Annotated in this window: 17 protein-coding genes; 12 read left to right on the forward strand and 5 right to left on the reverse strand. The window is 65.9% G+C overall.

What is annotated here, in order from left to right:
* Window positions 1–404 precede the first annotated feature (404 nt).
* The 3 genes from fdxA to IEW24_RS10990 all read left to right on the forward strand — a co-directional run bounded on the left by fdxA (window position 405) and on the right by IEW24_RS10990 (window position 2,855).
* Entirely contained in the window at window positions 405–737 is a 333-nt protein-coding gene (gene fdxA / locus IEW24_RS10980; protein WP_188578381.1) for a ferredoxin FdxA, read from the forward strand.
* Window positions 738–767: 30 nt separating this feature from the next.
* A complete protein-coding gene (locus tag IEW24_RS10985) occupies window positions 768–1,541 on the forward strand; it encodes a ferredoxin--NADP reductase (RefSeq protein ID WP_188578383.1) in 774 nt (257 codons plus the stop codon).
* 117 nt (window positions 1,542–1,658) lie between these two features.
* The gene (locus tag IEW24_RS10990; RefSeq protein WP_188578385.1) at window positions 1,659–2,855 is read left to right on the forward strand and encodes an amidohydrolase family protein; all 1,197 of its coding nucleotides are present in this window, start codon (window positions 1,659–1,661) and stop codon (window positions 2,853–2,855) included.
* Between the two features lie 69 nt (window positions 2,856–2,924).
* Here the strand turns inward: IEW24_RS10990 and IEW24_RS10995 are convergent, their stop codons facing one another.
* The 5 genes from IEW24_RS10995 to IEW24_RS11015 form a co-directional block, all read right to left on the reverse strand.
* The gene (locus tag IEW24_RS10995) at window positions 2,925–4,139 is read right to left on the reverse strand and encodes an NAD(P)/FAD-dependent oxidoreductase (RefSeq protein ID WP_188578387.1); all 1,215 of its coding nucleotides are present in this window, start codon (window positions 4,137–4,139) and stop codon (window positions 2,925–2,927) included.
* Between the two features lie 390 nt (window positions 4,140–4,529).
* Window positions 4,530–5,309 (reverse strand): amino acid ABC transporter ATP-binding protein, encoded by a 780-nt coding sequence (locus IEW24_RS11000; RefSeq protein ID WP_280514972.1) that lies wholly within the window; start codon window positions 5,307–5,309, stop codon window positions 4,530–4,532.
* A 27-nt stretch (window positions 5,310–5,336) separates the two neighbouring features.
* Window positions 5,337–6,218, reverse strand: a complete 882-nt coding sequence (locus tag IEW24_RS11005; RefSeq protein WP_188578389.1) for an amino acid ABC transporter permease — start codon at window positions 6,216–6,218, stop codon at window positions 5,337–5,339.
* Window positions 6,215–6,973 carry an amino acid ABC transporter permease gene (locus IEW24_RS11010; RefSeq protein ID WP_188578391.1) on the reverse strand — a complete coding sequence of 253 codons (759 nt, stop codon included), beginning with the start codon at window positions 6,971–6,973 and terminating at the stop codon, window positions 6,215–6,217. The genes IEW24_RS11005 and IEW24_RS11010 overlap by 4 nt, the downstream gene beginning before the upstream one ends.
* A 214-nt stretch (window positions 6,974–7,187) precedes the next feature.
* Complete coding sequence (locus IEW24_RS11015) at window positions 7,188–7,997, reverse strand: transporter substrate-binding domain-containing protein (RefSeq protein ID WP_244644300.1); 810 nt, start codon at window positions 7,995–7,997, stop codon at window positions 7,188–7,190.
* 323 nt (window positions 7,998–8,320) lie between these two features.
* Here IEW24_RS11015 and IEW24_RS11020 point away from each other — a divergent pair, with 323 nt between their 5' ends.
* From IEW24_RS11020 to IEW24_RS11060, 9 genes are all read left to right on the forward strand, one after another.
* Window positions 8,321–9,067, forward strand: coding sequence for a hypothetical protein (locus tag IEW24_RS11020; RefSeq protein WP_188578395.1), 747 nt, complete (start codon window positions 8,321–8,323; stop codon window positions 9,065–9,067).
* Between the two features lie 83 nt (window positions 9,068–9,150).
* Complete coding sequence (locus IEW24_RS11025) at window positions 9,151–10,020, forward strand: DUF296 domain-containing protein (protein ID WP_188578397.1); 870 nt, start codon at window positions 9,151–9,153, stop codon at window positions 10,018–10,020.
* A gap of 82 nt (window positions 10,021–10,102) precedes the next feature.
* Window positions 10,103–11,524 (forward strand): mannose-1-phosphate guanylyltransferase/mannose-6-phosphate isomerase, encoded by a 1,422-nt coding sequence (locus IEW24_RS11030; RefSeq protein ID WP_188578399.1) that lies wholly within the window; start codon window positions 10,103–10,105, stop codon window positions 11,522–11,524.
* Window positions 11,525–11,619: 95 nt separating this feature from the next.
* Window positions 11,620–12,177: a dTDP-4-dehydrorhamnose 3,5-epimerase gene (gene rfbC / locus IEW24_RS11035; protein ID WP_188578401.1), complete on the forward strand. Its 558-nt coding sequence runs from the start codon at window positions 11,620–11,622 to the stop codon at window positions 12,175–12,177.
* Between the two features lie 10 nt (window positions 12,178–12,187).
* Window positions 12,188–13,243 carry a dTDP-glucose 4,6-dehydratase gene (rfbB, locus tag IEW24_RS11040; protein WP_188578403.1) on the forward strand — a complete coding sequence of 352 codons (1,056 nt, stop codon included), beginning with the start codon at window positions 12,188–12,190 and terminating at the stop codon, window positions 13,241–13,243.
* On the forward strand, window positions 13,243–14,136 hold the full coding sequence (gene rfbD, locus IEW24_RS11045; protein ID WP_210324181.1) for a dTDP-4-dehydrorhamnose reductase: 894 nt from the start codon (window positions 13,243–13,245) through the stop codon (window positions 14,134–14,136). The genes rfbB and rfbD overlap by 1 nt, the downstream gene beginning before the upstream one ends.
* Complete coding sequence (gene rfbA / locus IEW24_RS11050; RefSeq protein ID WP_188578405.1) at window positions 14,133–15,002, forward strand: glucose-1-phosphate thymidylyltransferase RfbA; 870 nt, start codon at window positions 14,133–14,135, stop codon at window positions 15,000–15,002. Before rfbD ends, rfbA begins: the two co-directional genes overlap by 4 nt.
* A 105-nt stretch (window positions 15,003–15,107) precedes the next feature.
* Window positions 15,108–15,707, forward strand: a complete 600-nt coding sequence (locus IEW24_RS11055) for a D-sedoheptulose-7-phosphate isomerase (protein ID WP_244644301.1) — start codon at window positions 15,108–15,110, stop codon at window positions 15,705–15,707.
* A 2-nt stretch (window positions 15,708–15,709) separates the two neighbouring features.
* Window positions 15,710–16,765: an HAD family hydrolase gene (locus tag IEW24_RS11060; protein WP_188578407.1), complete on the forward strand. Its 1,056-nt coding sequence runs from the start codon at window positions 15,710–15,712 to the stop codon at window positions 16,763–16,765.
* The last annotated feature ends 128 nt before the right edge of the window (window positions 16,766–16,893 follow it).

A 16,893-nucleotide genomic window follows, 5' to 3' on the forward strand; every position in this document is an offset into this window, starting at 1 on the left:
CGTGCCAATCCTGTTTGGAAGCCTCTTTTGGCTGGCCGCTGCCGCGGTGTTACACTATTGGGCCCGGACGATACTGGGACGCCTAATATGAACGCCCTTTGGGTCTACGCTTATGTGGTGATGCCGCTCATCGTCGTGGCGATGGGTTATGCCGCCGTGTGGCTGACCGATCCGGCGCGCTCCCGCCGTAATGGCCCGGCGGAATAAGCCCAGCCTTCCTCCCCAACTCCCGATTGACTGAGCCCTGCGGCAGGTCCTGCCCGCCCGCTGCGCAGCCTTGCCCAAAAAGTCCTCACCTTGCGCGGTTGCAACCGATTGACAGCAGCGCGGCTTGTCTTATTTTCATTTGTATACGAACAATCTGCATCGCCTGATCAGGGCGTTGCCGGACCGGGACTGTTTCCATGGCCTATGTCGTCACCGATGGCTGCATCCGCTGCAAATACATGGACTGCGTGTCCGTCTGCCCGGTGGACTGCTTCTATGCCGGGGAGAACATGCTGGTGATCAACCCCGACGAATGCATCGACTGCGGGGTCTGCGAGCCGGAATGCCCGGCCGAGGCGATTCTGCCCGACACCGATCCGCGCGCCGCCGAATGGGTCGCGCTCAATGCCGACTATGCGGCCAAGTGGCCGAACATCGCCGAAAAGGGCGAGGCGCCCGCCGATGCCGACGAGTGGAAGGGCAAGGAGGGCAAGCTGGCCCTGCTCGACCCCGCCCCCGCCACCCACTGATCTCCCACAAGAACCACCGAGCCCGATCCCATGAGCAACCTGATGGAAGAGCGCGTTCTCAGCGTCCACCACTGGACCGACCGCCTGTTCAGCTTCACCACGACGCGCGACAGCGGCTTCCGCTTCCGCAATGGCGAATTCACCATGATCGGCATGAAGGTGGACGGGAAGCCGCTGCTGCGCGCCTATTCGGTGGCGAGCCCCAACCACGAGGAGACCCTCGAGTTCTTCTCCATCAAGGTTCCGGAAGGCCCGCTGACCTCGCGCCTCCAGCATCTGCAGGTCGGCGATCCCATCATCGTCGGCAAGAAGGCCACCGGCACGCTGGTGCTGGATAACCTCAAGCCCGGCGAGAACCTCTATCTGCTCGGCACCGGCACGGGCCTCGCGCCCTTCCTGTCCATCATCCGCGATCCGGAGACCTACGAACGCTTCAACAAGGTGGTTCTGGTGCACGGCTGCCGCGAAGTGGCGGAGCTGGCCTATGGCGAGATGATCACCGAACACCTGCCGAACCACGAGTTCCTCGGCGAGGACATCTCGGCCAAGCTCATCTACTACCCGACCGTCACCCGCGAGCCCTTCCGCAATCGCGGCCGCGTCACCGATCTCATCGAGAGCGGCAAGCTGTTCGAGGACATCGGCCTGCCGGCCATCGACAAGGCGCGCGATCGCGTCATGCTCTGCGGCTCGCCGGAGATGATGGTGCAGTTGCGCGACATGTTCGAGGCGCGGGGCTTCGAGGAAGGCTCCTCGGGCGAGGCCGGCGAGTTCGTGCTGGAGAAGGCGTTCGCCGAACGCTGACGATTTCCCTGCCGGCACGGTTCCCAAGCGCCGTGCCGGAGCCTAACATTCGTATGCTTACAAATAAAAAGCCGGGGCCTCCCGTGCCTCCGGCATTGCCTTCCGGAGATTGAACAGATGGCCCACGACGCCCCGAGCGGCCCTACCGGCCCCACCAAGCTCGTCATCCGCAACATCGGCCTGCTGATCAGCGGCGACCTTGAGAAGCCGATCCTCGACGCGGATACCATCGTCGCCGAGAATGGACGCATCACTGCCATCGGCCGGCTGAAGGACGTGGACGTGGAAGGCGCCACCACCACGGTGGACGCCAATGGCGCGGCCGTCACCCCCGGCCTCATCGACAGCCATGTGCATCCGGTGGCCGGCGACTGGACCCCGCGCCAGAGCCAGCTCAACTGGATCGACAGCTTCCTGCATGGCGGCGTCACCACCATGATCTCGGCCGGCGAGGTGCATTATCCCGGCCGCCCGCGCGACGTGGTGGGCCTGAAAGCCATGGCGATTACCGCCCAGCGCACCTTCACCAATTTCCGCCCCGGCGGCGTGAAGATTCATGCCGGCGCCCCGGTGATCGAGCCCGACATGGTGGAGGACGACTTCAAGGAGCTGGCCGCCGCCGGCGTGAAGCTGCTGGGCGAAGTGGGCCTCGGCGGCGTGAAGGACGGCCCCACCGCCCGCAAGATGGTCGGCTGGGCGCGCAAGTACGGCATCCAGTCCACCATCCACACCGGTGGCCCCTCCATCCCCGGCTCGGGCCTCATCGATAAGGACGTGGTGCTGGAGGCGGACACCGACGTGGTGGGCCACATCAACGGTGGCCATACGGCTTTGCCGGACGACCAGATCCGCTGCATCTGCGAGGGCTGCAAGCGCGGCCTCGAACTGGTGCACAACGGCAATGAGCGCTCGGCGCTCTATACGCTCCGCATCGCCAAGGAGATGGGCGACCTCAATCGCGTCATCCTCGGCACCGACGCGCCCGCCGGTTCGGGCGTGCAACCGCTGGGCATCCTGCGCATGGTCTCGCTGCTGTCCTCGCTGGGCGATCTGCCGGCGGAACAGGCCTTCTGCCTCGCCACCGGTAACACCGCCCGCATGCGCGCGCTGGACTGCGGCATCATCGAAGTGGGTCGCACGGCGGACTTCGTGATCATGGATACCGCTCAGCACTCAGCCGGCAAGAACCTGCTGGAGAGCGTGCAGCTCGGCGACCTGCCGGGCATCGGCATGACCATCATCGATGGCATCGTGCGCACCGAGCGGTCGCGCAACACCCCGCCGGCGACAAAGGTGCCCTTCCTGGTGAAGTGAGCGTACGGTCGGGGTGGCGCAGGCGCGCCGCCCCGATCTGACCCCATACGGCGTCCTCCGAACCGGGGGTCAGTGGGCCGCCGGACGGGACTGGATCACCGGCGTGGCGGCCTCGAAGACGGCCTCGCGATCTGGCGCGCGCGGTGGGTAAATGCGCGTACCATTTATCATCTGTTTGATGGCTTTCGCCTCACTGCCGCAGGCCACCAGCCGACCACGCTCCCAGCCCTCCGTATACAGGGCGCCAGCCGGCCCGAGGTCGAGGATGGTGACGTAGTCGGGCGCGGAGAATGCGATGCGCTCCTCCGGGCGCCCCATCAGATCGCAGGCTGCATTGTGTCCGGCGAGTCGCCCCATGGGCCGAGCGTGCTGACAGGACATCACCGTCTTGTGCCCCGCCGCATCCGCTGACGCGCTGGCGCAGTCGCCCGCTGCATAGATGTCTGCCAGTCCCTCAACCTGCATGAAGGCATCGACCGGCACCCTGCCGAGCGTATCGCAGGTAACGCCGAGCGTGGACACCAGCGGGCTTGCCCGCATGCCGGTGGCGAAGATCACCGTGGCTGCCGGAATGTGCGTGCCGTCGCCGAGCGCGACACCATCGGCCTCCACGCCCGCCAGCACGGTCCGCGACCTGACATCGACGCCGACCCGTGCGAGGGCGTCCCTCACGATTTGCGCCCCTTCGCCCATGTCCGCCCCCACATCGCCCCGATCGATAAGCACGACACGGACTGGACGGTCATCTGCGAACAGGCCACGCAAACGCTCCGGCAGCTCGCAGGCGACCTCGATACCCACCAGCCCGCCGCCAATCACCACCGCAGTGTGCGTCGCCTCGCCCGGCGGCAGGTTCTTCAGCGCCGCAAGATGCGTGTCCAGGCGCGCAGCCCCATCATAGGTATCTACATCGAAGGTCTGTCCCGCGATGGGCACTGGCGGGAGCGTCAGCGCGCTGCCCGGCGCGAGAATGAGCCGGTCGTACTCCAGTCGATCGTCCTCCCCATCCCGTCCAGAGCGCAACAGGATGTGGCGGGTGGCGTCGATCCCGGTGACCCGTGCCTGAAGTCGATAGACCCCAATGGGAGCAAGCGTTGCATCGAGCGGCAGACGCAACGGGGCAAGATCCGTCTCATAGCAGCGCACACGGATCGTATGGAACGGGTCCGGACTGACCAGAACGATCTCGAAGTCCTTCCCTTGCGCGGCACGGGCGCGGGCCGCGCTCGCAGCGGCCCACAGGCCGGAGAACCCACCACCGACAACAACGATGCGGCTAGCCATGCCCGAGCTCCCCCGCAGGTCAGATCATGCAGACGCCCACGCGCTCACACCCGCTTGCATCAGATTTTCCCGCCATCTTGCAGCCGTCAACACGGGCAATCGGAGGCGCGGCTATACTTTGTGACATCGGCAGCGCGCGGCGGCCGATGTCACGGAATGCTTGCTGCCTCAGATAATATCGCTCTCGCAACCGGCCGGTCGGACGAAAAACGGGCACAGGAGATAAACCGCCCGACGTCTGGCTCCGACGCATAGCCCGCCCTCCTGACGGCCCCGCCATGCCGGAACATGGCGGGCGAGAGGCAGAACGGAGAGGGCTCGCACCTGCCGACACCCGCACCATTCAAGCAGGAGAGCCCTTCCCGTGCCGATGGCCGAGCCAGCCCGCGCTCAGAGCACCTGCCCGAGGAATGCCTTGGTGCGCTCGTCCTTCGGGTTGGCGAAGAACTCGGCCGGCGGACCGTGCTCCACGATCAGGCCCTTGTCGGTGAAATAGACATGGTCCGCCACCTCGCGGGCAAAGCCCATCTCGTGGGTGACGAGGATGCAGGTCATGCCCTCTTCCGCCAGTTCGCGGATGGTGACGAGCACTTCCTTCACCGTCTCCGGATCGAGCGCCGCCGTCACTTCGTCGAACAGCATGACGTCCGGGCGCATGGCGAGCGAACGGGCGATGGCCACGCGCTGCTGCTGGCCGCCGGAGAGCTGGCCGGGATAGGCGTCTTCCTTGCCCTGCAGGCGCACCTTGGCCATGAGGGCGCGGGCACGCACTTCCACTTCCTTGCGGTTCTGCTTCAGCACGTTGATGGGCGCCATCATCACGTTCTGCAACGCGGTCCGGTGCGGGAAGAGGTTGTACTGCTGGAACACCATGCCGACCTTCCGGCGCAGGGCCAGCTTGTCGAGATCGGGGTCGTTCACCTCCTGCCCCTCGACGCGGATGGTGCCGCTGTCGATGGGCACCAGCGCGTTGATGCAGCGGATCAAAGTGGATTTGCCCGAGCCGGACGGCCCGATGATGCAGATCACCTCGCCCTTGCGGACATCCAGCGACACGCCGCGCAGAACCTGCAGCGAGCCGAAGGACTTGTGAACGTCCACGAGACGGATCAGGGGCTGGTCCGGGGTCCAGCCGAATTCATTCTGGGTAACGGGAGCGGCAGCGGCCAAGACGGGTCTCCGGCGCGAAAGTTAAGATCACTGATGAAGGTGGAAGCGCCGCTCCAGACGGCGGGTCCAAAGCTCGATGGGGTAGCAATAGATGAAGAAGCAGAGCATGGCGAAGCCATAGAGTGGCGCCAGAAGATCCGGCCTCCCGCCTTCCGCCGCATGCACCTGCGCGATCAGGGTGAGCATCTCGGTGACGCCCACGATGGAGGCCTGCACGGTGGCCATGGCGACCAGCGTATAGAGGTTCATCCACGGCGGGATCATGCGCTTCACGCACTGCGGCAGGATGATCATCCACATGGTCTGACGGCGGGAGAAAGCCAGCGATTCCGCCGCTTCCCACTGCCCGCTGGGCAGCGACTTCACCGCGCCGCGCACGATCTCCGACATGTTCGCCATCACCGGCAGGGCGAAGCCGATCACCGCCTTCACCCAGTCCGGGAACGGGATGGTGGTCCCGAAGATGGTGAACTGGAACGGGATCATGAACATGGCGAAGAACAGCAGCACCAGCCACGGCGCATTGCGGAAGAACTGGGTGATGCCCCAGGCCACCTGCCGCAGCAGCGTGTTGTGGCTGATGGCCCCAAGGCCGAGGCCGAGGCCCGCGACCGTACCGAGCGCCATGGACAGCAGCGAGATCAGCACGTTGAACAGGAAGCCGCTCATCAGAAGCGGAAACCACTTGATGATGACCCCGATGGCCGAGAGCTGACCCGGCCCGCTCTGGGCATGGGCGGTTCCGGCAATGACCAGGCCGAGGCCGACGATGCCGCATCCATGCAGCAGGGTGGCCCGCCAGGTCGGGAACCGGCGCTGGCGCGCGCCCAGCTGGAACGGCAGCAGCACCGGCATGGGGTTGGCCGGCGCGGGATTGACGGCGGAGAGGGACGACATGTGAGAGGTCATTTGGCCGCTCCCTGTCCATAGCCTGGAATGGCGAGCGCGCGCTCCCAGCGATGCATGATGAAGACCAGGATGCCCACCAGCCCTGTATAGAGCAGCAGCAGCACCGTCATCATCACCGGCACGTTCTGGCTGTCGTTCCAGATCTGCTTGGAGACGTAGAGCGCTTCCGGCACGGCGATGGCGTAGGCGAGGGTCGTGGTCTTGAGCAGATTGACCAGATTGTTGTTCAGCGCCGGCAGGCAGATGCGCAGCGCCAGCGGCAGCAGCACGTGGCGATAGACGCCCATGCGCGTATAGCCCAGCGCCTCGGCGGCTTCCGTCGTGGTCCGCGGCACGGCCTCGATGCCGGAGCGGAAGATCTCCACATTGTAGGCGCCGGCGAACAGCGACAGCGAGATGATCGCCCACTGCACGTTGCTGATGATCTGCACCATCATGCCGTCTTCATTCTCGACGCGCGGCAGGATCTGCCCGAGGCCGAAATAGAAGAAGAAGATCTGCACCAGCGGCGGGGTGTTGCGGAAAACGACGACGAAGCCGTTGACGGCTGCCCGCACCGCCCGCAGAGGCGAGCCCTGAGCCCAGGCGCCGATGGCGCCGATGACGATGGAGATGAGGATCGAAACCACGGACAGATAGATCGTCATGCCGACGCCGGAGATGAACCGCTGCCGGTCATAGGCGTCATAGACGATGGTCAGGTTGATCCCGGTGGTGTCGTAAAGCTGGCGGAACCACTCCGCGACAAGATCCATGCAATCAGGCCAGTCGAACGAGGGAAACGGGAGAACGGCGGGTGGCTCAGCCTGCGCTGAAGCCGGAGCGGATCAGACTCAACGAATCCGGGCCTCTCTAAAGCACATGAAGGCCGTTCGGGCATCCGGTTAACAACAACCCCGCCCGCCCCGGAGGAGCACGCGGGGTCGCGCAATCAGGCGCGCCGCCGGGCTGGCGGCGCGCCGGGCAGGCTCAGCTGCCCTTCTTGTACTGCTCGTTCATGCGCTTGGAGTAGTCGGTGGGCTCGATGCCCCACTTCTTCTCCTCGCTGACGATGAAGCCGGTCTTCATCCAGTCGATGGTGGTGTCGGTCATGAACTTGGCGAACTTCTCCTCGCCGGGAGCAACCGCCAGAATCCACGGGGCTTCCATCACGCCCGGAAGCGGCATGGCGAAGTCGGTGTTCCACTCGGCGTCGAGCAGCTTGCCCTGCACGAAGGTCTGGTCATACAGGTAGCCGATGCACTCGCCGCCCTTCAGGGCGAACAGCGGCTTCTCGGAACCGTCGAAGGCCTTCACCTCGGCACCGTACTTGGTCGAGACGTCCTTGTTGTACCAGGCGCCCGAGGTGCCGCAGAGCACCTTGCCCTTCAGGTCTTCCCACTTGGTGACGTTCTTCACCTTCTTGGAGAGAAGGATGTTCACCGCGTCGGAATAATAGGGCGGATCGACGGCGAGCACGACCTTGCGACGCTCGGGCTTGTCCGAGGTGGTCGCGATCATCAGATCGATCTTGCCCTGCTGCAGGAACTCGATGCGGTTCGCGGAGACGACCGGAACCAGCTCAAGCTTCACGCCGAGGCGCTTGGCAACGTCGGCGGCCAGATCCGGCTCGATGCCGACGATGGCGCCCGACGGATCACGGAAGCCGAAGGGCTTGTAGTCGGCCTTCACGCCGACGACGAGGACGCCCTTTTCCTTCACCTTGTCCAGCACATCGGCGGAGGCGGCAACGGTGCCGGCCAGAAGCGCGAGGCTGGCGGCGATCAGAAGCTTTTTCATCAAGAACCCCATTTTTGTGCCATCCCGAAGCGGAGCTGCAGGACGGTTTCTGGTTCGGCGAGCAAGCGTGGTGCCGCGCCCCCGCAAGCGTGACAGCAAGTTCCATGCCACCCATACAGCTGGATGGACCAGCGGCACCGGGATCGTGATTGTCCTACCGTCACTGCGAGAACATGGCACACGCTTGAACTTCGTGCACAATAAAGATGCACCGGCTTGCCACCGAAAGCCAAGCCTGTGGACGACTCTTCATACCGCACAGCTTGGCCCCTGCCTTTGGGTGGCTAGAATGCCGCAGGACTCAAGGCGACGGGGGCACGTCCATGACCAACATTCTGGCGAAGCGAATACTCTTCTGGCTGGGGCTGGTGATCGCCCCCGTGGTCCTTGTCGCCATCGAACTGTTTCATCCGGCGAACTTCACCCAGGAACCGGGCATGTTCGCCTATCTCTGCGTGCCGCAGCCGTTCGAGACCGATCATCGTGCCCTCGCCTATTTCGGCCCGCGCTGGTGGGTGACGCTGCACATGATCCAGCTGCCCATGCTGGGCCTCGTCTCCGTCGGCCTGTGGGGCCTCATGGATGACGTAGACGGCGGTCTGGCCGGCGCGCTCGCGTGGCTCTCCCGCATCCTCACCTTCATCTTCATGGTGCTCTACACCGCGCTCGACTCCATCGGCGGTATTGGCCTCGGCCGCTCCATCCTCAATGTGGAGGCGATGCAGGCCGACGGCAGATTGACGCCTGATGAGGTCATGGGCGCCATCAAGCTGCTGAACACCGACTGGGTGGATCCTCTCACCGGCGGCGTCGGTTCCTTCATCAGCCTGGGTGGCTCCTGGGCCATCCTCGGCGCCACCCTCACCGGCGCTTCCGCCCTCGCGCTGGCGGCCCGCGCACCCTGGCCGGCTCTGGTGCTTCTGGTGGCCTTCGGCTGGCAGATCCAGGTCAGCCACGCCTCGCCCCACGGCCCCATCGGCTTCACGCTGCTCCTGCTGTCCGCGCTCTGGATTGCCTGGAGCCGCAGGAAGCTGCACAGCCGCGCCGACATCGCAGCCGTCGCCACCTGATCAGACACACCGCCGCGCTTCCGCCCCGAAGCGCGGAAACAAGAGCCGGAACGGCCAACCATAATCATGTTCGGAGGAAATCTGTGGGCAACAGGACACTTGTGCAGCCCGGCCCGGTCGCGCCGGAGCGTATCGAGAGCGTCATCGCTCCCCTGGAAGAACTGGACTTCGTCCTTGAGGCCGGCCTCACCCTCAACGAGGCCGTTGCCCGCCCCTTGCAGGCGGCCGGGCTCACGGCCGCGGCCGTGCAGTTCGAAGGCGGAACGCTGAGCCCCTTTCATTATGTGATGCCTGCCCCCTCCAGCGACCCGGCGCACGCAGCCTGGTACAGCCAGACCTATGCCCCCGAGGGCGAAACCCTGATCGAGCAGGCCAATGTGACCTTCGGGTTCCGGGACGGCGCGCCCTTCACCCATTGCCACGCCTTCTGGCGCCTGCCCGACGGCACCCGCGGGGCGGGTCATATCCTGCCGCTGGAGACTCGAATCGCTCAGCCCACGCGGGCCAGGGCCTGGGGTACGCGGCATGCGCAGATCGCGGTGCGCCCCGATGCCGAGACCAACTTCTCGCTGTTCACCCCCGAGTGTCTGGAAACGGCCGCTTCGGACGATGGGCGGCTCCTCGTGCTCGCCCGGCTGCGACCGAACATCGAGATCGGCGCCGCGCTTGAGGAAGTCTGCCGGCGGCACGGGCTCGCCCGGGCCCGCGTCCGTGGCAGCCTCGGCAGCATTGTCGGTGCCGTCTTCGACGATGCGCCGGAACTGGTGGATCCGGCGACGGAATTCCTGGTGCAGGAAGGGCATGTCGCCCCCGACGAGAGCGGTGCCCTCAAGGCGCGGCTGAAGATCGGCATCGTCGGCCTCAGCGGCGCGGTGCGTGAGGGGTGGCTGACGCAGGGGCGCAATATGGTCTGCATCACCTGCGAATTTGCGCTGGAAGGCGAGGCCGCATAAGCAGAGGCGTTTCGGCGCACTGGGTGGACGCCCGGCAGGCAATATGCGACCAGAAGCTGCAAATATGGAGAGGGACAGGGGAATGGCGGCGGACCTGAAGATCGTTCCGGTGATCCTTGCCGGCGGAACGGGCACCCGCCTCTGGCCTTTGTCCCGGCAAAGCCTGCCCAAGCAGTTCCTGTCCCTTGTCTCCGACCACACGCTCTATCAGGACACGTTGCGCCGGGTCGCGGCGCCGGACCTGTTCCACCCGCCGGTGGTCCTCACCAATGCCGATTTCCGCTTCTTTGCCCGCCGGCAGGCCGCCGAGCTCGGCATCGACGCGACGGTGGTTCTCGAACCCGTGGCCCGCGATAGTGGCCCGGCGGTGCTCGCCGCCGCCGCTTATGTGCGCGAGCGCTATGGCAAGGATGCCCTGGTGCTGGCGCTGGCCGCCGATCACGCAGTGAAGGACCCCGACGCCTTCGTGGCCAGCGTGCGCACCGCCGCCGCCGTTGCCGCCAGCGGCCAGATCGTCACCTTCGGCATCAAGCCGAGCGCCCCCAGCACCGCCTACGGCTACATCAAGCTCGGCGACAAGCTGGCGGAGGGCGGCTATCAGGTGGCCCGCTTCGTGGAGAAGCCGGACGTGGAGACCGCCACCCGTTATGTGGCGGATGGCTACCTCTGGAACTCCGGCAACTTCCTGTTCCGCGCCGAGCTGCTGCTCTCCGAAGGTACCGCCTTCGTGCCCAAGATGGTGGAAGCGGCCACGCAGGCCGTGGCCGGCATCAGCGAGGATATCGGCTTCCTGACGCTGGGGGCCGAGGCCTTCACCGCCGCTCCGTCCCAGTCCATCGACTTCGCCATCATGGAACGCACCAAGCATGCGGCAGTGGTGGAAGGCGATTTCGGCTGGTCCGACATCGGTGCCTGGAATTCGGTCCGCGAGGTAAGCCCCGCCGACGCGGACGGCAATGTCACGCGCGGCCCGGTGGCGCTGATGGATAGCCACAACAGCTATGTCTATTCCGACAGCACGCTGGTGGCCGGCATCGGGCTGGAGAACGTGGCGGTGGTCGCGACCGACGACGCCATCCTCGTGATGCCCGCCGACCGCAGCCAGGACGTGAAGGCGCTGGTGACGGCGCTGCGCGCCTCTCACCCCCGCGTGGTGGACGAGCATCTGCGGATGCATCGCCCGTGGGGCACCTATGAGACCATCTGCCGGGGCGAGCGCTTCCACGTGAAGAAGATCGTCGTCAATCCGGGCGGCAAGCTCTCGCTGCAGAAGCACCATCACCGGGCGGAGCATTGGGTGGTGGTCAAGGGCACGGCCGAGGTCACGCTCGGCAACGACGTGTTCACCCTGAACGAGAATGAATCCACCTACCTGCCCTTCGGCAGCATCCACCGTCTGGCCAACCCCGGCCGCATTCCGCTGGAGCTGATCGAGGTGCAGACCGGCTCCTATCTCGGTGAGGATGACATTGTGCGTATCGAGGATGTCTATAGCCGGGTTTAGACAGATTGGCGGCTTGGCGTTAAAGACACCCAGACCATGACACCTGTGGCGCCCGATGGCGCGCCGCGCCGGAGCCTGCGGAGACGCAAGGAAACATGACATCCATTACCCGCCTCGACATCCCCGAGGTCGTGCTCATCACCCCGCCGCGCTTCCAGGATTCCCGGGGCTACTTCAGCGAGACCTACAAGAAGGCCGCGCTCGACGCGGCCGGACTCGACTTCACCTTTGTTCAGGACAACGAGTCCCTCTCCACCACGCCCGGCACCATCCGCGGCCTGCACTATCAGGCCCCCCCCTTCGCCCAGGCGAAGCTGGTGCGCGTGGTATCGGGTTCCATCTTTGACGTGGCCGTGGACATCCGCAAGGGCTCTCCCACCTACGGCAAGTGGGTGGGCGCGACGCTGACCGCAGAGGGCGGCGAGCAGTTGCTGATCCCGCACGGCTTCGCCCATGCCTTCTGCACCCTCACCCCGGACGTTCGGGTGCTGTACAAGGTGGACGGCGCCTATTCCAAGGCGAGCGAGGGCGGGATCATCTGGGACGATCCCGACGTTGCCATCACTTGGCCGGTCAAGGAGGCCGTGGTGTCGGAAAAGGATGCGATCCTGCCGCGCCTGAAAGACCTCGACAGCCCGTTCGTCTATTCCTGAGGTGGCTCCCATGACGAAACGCGTTCTCGTCACCGGCGGTGCCGGCTTCATTGGTTCCGCCGTGGTGCGCCACCTCGTGGGCACCGGCGCCGAAGTGCTCAACTTCGACAAGCTGACCTATGCCGGCAACCTGGCCTCGGTCGGCCCCGCCGCGGACAAGCCGAACTACCGCTTCGTGCAGGCCGACATCTGCGATGCCGATGCCGTGCGCGCTGCGCTGGACGGCTTCAAGCCGGATCTGGTGATGCATCTGGCGGCGGAGTCCCACGTGGACCGCTCCATCGACGGACCGGGTGCCTTCATCACCACCAATATCAACGGCACCTATGTGATGCTTCAGGAAGCGCTGCGCTACTGGCGCACGCTCTCCGGCGCCGCGCAGGAAGGCTTCCGCTTCCACCATATCTCCACGGACGAGGTGTTCGGCAGCCTCGGCGCGGAGGGCCTGTTCCATGAGGACACGCCCTACCAGCCCAACTCGCCCTATTCCGCCTCCAAGGCGGCATCCGACCATCTGGTCCGGGCGTGGCACCACACCTATGGCCTGCCCACGGTGATGTCGAACTGCTCGAACAATTACGGGCCGTACCACTTCCCCGAGAAGCTGATCCCGCTGACCATCCTCAACGCCCTCGACGGCCTCAAGCTGCCCGTCTACGGCACCGGCGAGAATGTCCGCGACTGGCTCTATGTGGAAGATCATGCCGAGGCATTGGCTCTGATCGCCACCACCGGCGTGCCGGGCGAGAGCTACAATGTGGGCGGCCTGAACGAGCGCCGGAACATCGACGTGGTGCGCACCATCTGCACCATCCTCGACGAGGTGCGCCCGGACGCCAAGATCGGCCCGCGCGAGAACCTCATCACCTTCGTGACCGACCGCCCCGGCCATGATGCGCGCTATGCCATCGATGCCACCAAGCTCACCACGGAGCTGGGCTGGAAGGCGCGCGAAACCTTCGAGACCGGGCTGCGCAAGACCGTGCACTGGTATCTCGACAACCAGGTCTGGTGGGAGCCGCTGCGCAACCGCTATGCCGGCCAGCGTCTGGGGCTCGCCTCCTGATGCGCGTCCTGCTGTTCGGCTCCGACGGTCAGCTCGGCCGTGAACTGACCGCCCTCGCCGCCCATCGCGGCGTCGCGCTGACAGGTCTCAACCGCGCCGCCGTGGACATCACCGACCCGGTGGCGGTGGCCCGCGCGGTGGATGCCGCGCAGCCGGACATCGTTGTGAACACCGCCGCCTATACGGCCGTGGACAAGGCCGAGAGCGAGCCGGATCTCGCCGCGCGAGTGAATGCAAGGGCGCCGGGCCTGATCGCCGAGCGCTGCGCCCGCAACGGCACGCCGCTGATCCACATCTCCACCGACTATGTGTTCGACGGCACCAAGGTCGGCGCCTATGTGGAGACCGACCCCATCGCGCCGCTGGGCGTCTACGGCCATACCAAGGCGGCCGGCGAGGCCGCCGTGCGAGCGGCGGGCGAGAAGCACCTGATCCTGCGCACCGCATGGGTCTATGGCGTCTATGGCAACAATTTCCTGAAGACCATGCTGCGCCTCGCCAAGGAGCGGGACCGGCTGACCATCGTCGCCGACCAGCGCGGTTGCCCCACCTGTACCCGCGACATCGCAGAGGGCATCCTCGCCGCTGCCGCCAAGTCGGTGGAGGGCAAGGGCCGCTGGGGCACCTATCATCTCGGCGGCACCGGCGTGACCACGTGGCACGGCTTCGCGCAGGAGATCATCTCCCACGCCGGCCAGACCACGGGGCGTACCCCCGAGGTGGCGCCCATCACCACGGCGGACTATCCCACACCGGCCAAAAGGCCTGCGAATTCAGAGCTTAACTCGCGTCTGTTCGAGCGCACCTTCGGCTTCCGCGCCGCCGCCTGGCAGCAGCGCGTGACGGAAGTGGTGGATGCCCTGCTCGCCCCAACCCCTGCGGAGGCCCCGTGAAAGGCATTATCCTCGCCGGTGGGTCCGGCACCCGGCTTCACCCCATCACCCTTGTCGTGTCCAAGCAGTTGCTGCCGGTCTACGACAAGCCGATGATCTATTATCCCCTCTGCACGCTTATGATGGCGGGCATCCGGGACATCCTGATCATCACCACGCCACATGACTCGGCGCTCTTTCAGCAGTTGCTGAAGGATGGCAGCCAGTTCGGCCTGAACATCACCTATGCCGTCCAGCCCTCTCCGCGCGGGCTCGCGGATGCCTTCATCGTCGGCCGCGAGTTCGTGGGCAACGACAAGGTGGCGCTGGTGCTGGGCGACAACCTGTTCTTCGGTCAGGGCCTCTCGGACCTGCTGAAGAAGGCCAAGGCCCGCGAGACCGGCGCCACCGTCTTCGGCTATCCGGTGCAGGATCCCGAGCGCTACGGCGTGGTGGAGATGGACGCATCCGGCAAGGTACTCTCCCTCGAGGAGAAGCCGCTAAAGCCGAAGTCCAATCTGGCCGTGACCGGGCTCTATTTCTACGACAACCGGGTGGTGGACATCGCCGCAGATCTCGCCCCCTCGCCCCGTGGCGAGATCGAGATCACGGACGTCAACAAGGCCTATCTGGACCTGGGCGAACTGACCGTTTCCATCATGGGCCGTGGCTTCGCCTGGCTCGACACGGGCACGCCCGCCTCGCTGGTGGAGGCGGCCCAGTTCGTGCAGATTCTCGAGCAGCGGCAGGGACTCCGCATCGCCTCGCCGGAAGAGATCGCCTACCGCTCCGGCTTCATCACCCGCGAGCAGCTGGCGGTTCTGGCCGACGCGCAGAAGAAGTCCACCTACGGCACCTATCTGGCCAACCTCGCCGCCAACGGCTGATCCCGACCTCCCGGAGGGCGGCACCGCGCCGCCTTCCTGTCGCCCCGGCCACGAGGCATGGTGCCCGGCATCCGCGCCGGCTCTCCGCACGAAATGTGAACGACAATGCCCTACGGTTTCGCCCCGAACATTCGCGATTACTACATGCAGTCGCGCGATGCCCTGGACCGGGCGCTGGCGTCGCCGGAGTTTCTGCGGGCGACAGCGGACATCGCGGGCCTCTGGACCGAGCGCTTTGCGGCGGGCAGGAAGATTCTGCTGTGCGGCAATGGCGGCAGCGCCGGGGACGCCCAGCATATCGCCGGCGAACTGCTGTGCCGCTTCCGCTTCGACCGTGCCCCTCTGCCCGCTTTGGCCCTGACGGTGGATTCCTCCGTCATGACCGCCATCGGCAATGACTATGCCTATGACCAAATCTTCTCCCGGCAGGTGCTCGGCCTTGCGACTGAAGGCGACGTGGTGGTGGGCATCTCCACCTCGGGCCGCTCGCCCAATGTGGTGAAGGCGCTGGAAGCCGCGCGCAGCAAGGGCGCCACCACCGTTGCCTTCACCGGCGAGGATCCGCGCGATCTCGGCGCGCTGGCGGATCTGGTGCTGAAGGCTCCGTCCGCCTCCACGCCCATCATCCAGCAGATCCACATGACGGCGGCGCACATCATCTGCGAGTTGGTGGAAGTCACGCTGTTCCCGAAGCCGAACGCCTGAGAATGCCCGGCCCCGGCGCAGGCAGGACCGCGACCGCCATCATTCCCCTCGGTTTCGGCCCACCCGCCCCCGCCGCACTGGCGCGGGCGCTGGTGGATGCCGCACGCTTCGGCTTCACGGAGCTGCTGGTGCCGGTCATCCCCGAGCTTCTGGCCGAAGCTCAGCAGGCCGCCGCTGCATCCGGCATCCTGCCCCATGGCGCGCAGGTCGCGATCATCCCATGCGCGGCCCGGACGGCTGGAGTGGCCCTGGCCGACATCGGGGGACGCATCGCCACGGACGTGCTGCTGGTCGATCCGGCCCGGACCGTAGAGGCCAACTGGCTCGATCTTCCCGCCGGCAAGCACGCTGCGGTCCTTTCCGTGAGCGGCGCCGCTGATGCGCTTGCCCCTGCGGGCCTCGCCTACCTCACACCCGACACGCTTGCCGCTTTGCCGCCCGAGGCTGATCTTCCCGGCCTGCTCGCCCATCTGCTCCATCAGCCGGACACGGCGCTGTGGCACCTGCCTGCCGAGGTCACGCGGCCTGCCCGCGCGAACGAACCCACACGCCCACCCCGCCCCGCCTTGTTTCTCGATCGCGATGGTACGCTGAACGAGGACTATGGCTACGTGAGCGATCCTGACCGCCTCGTCCTGCTGCCCGGTGCTGCCGCAGCCGTGAAGCGGGCCAACGATCTGGGCTGGTATGTCTTCCTCGTCACCAACCAGTCGGGCGTCGGGCGCGGCTACTATGCCGAGGCGCAGGCCGCGGCCTGCAATGCCGCCCTTCAGGAAATGCTGCGCATCGACGGCGCCCATCTCGACGACATGCGCTATGCCGCCGACCATCCGGACGCCATCGAGCCACGCTACCGCGTACCCACGGGGTGGCGGAAGCCTGAGCCCGGCATGTTGACCGACCTCATGGCGCACTGGCCCGTGATGCGGGAGAAGAGCCTGATGGTGGGTGACAAGGACAGTGACGTGGCCGCAGGCGAGGCGGCAGGCATTCGCGGCCTGCTCTTCAACGGCCCCGATCTGGACGCGGCGCTCGCCCCTCAAATGGCGGTCCTTTGAAACCGCTAAAAAGAATGGGTGCTGCGCTGCAGCGCCTGAAATACGTGATATAGGGTGGAAGCACACGTATCACATTGCGCGTTCGTAATACGATGCGCATCACCTTGCACCGGCCGGCGGCCGGTGAT

Origin of the sequence: Azorhizobium oxalatiphilum (genome assembly GCF_014635325.1) — a bacterium.
In the GTDB taxonomy this organism is placed as follows: Bacteria; Pseudomonadota; Alphaproteobacteria; order Rhizobiales; family Xanthobacteraceae; genus Azorhizobium; species Azorhizobium oxalatiphilum.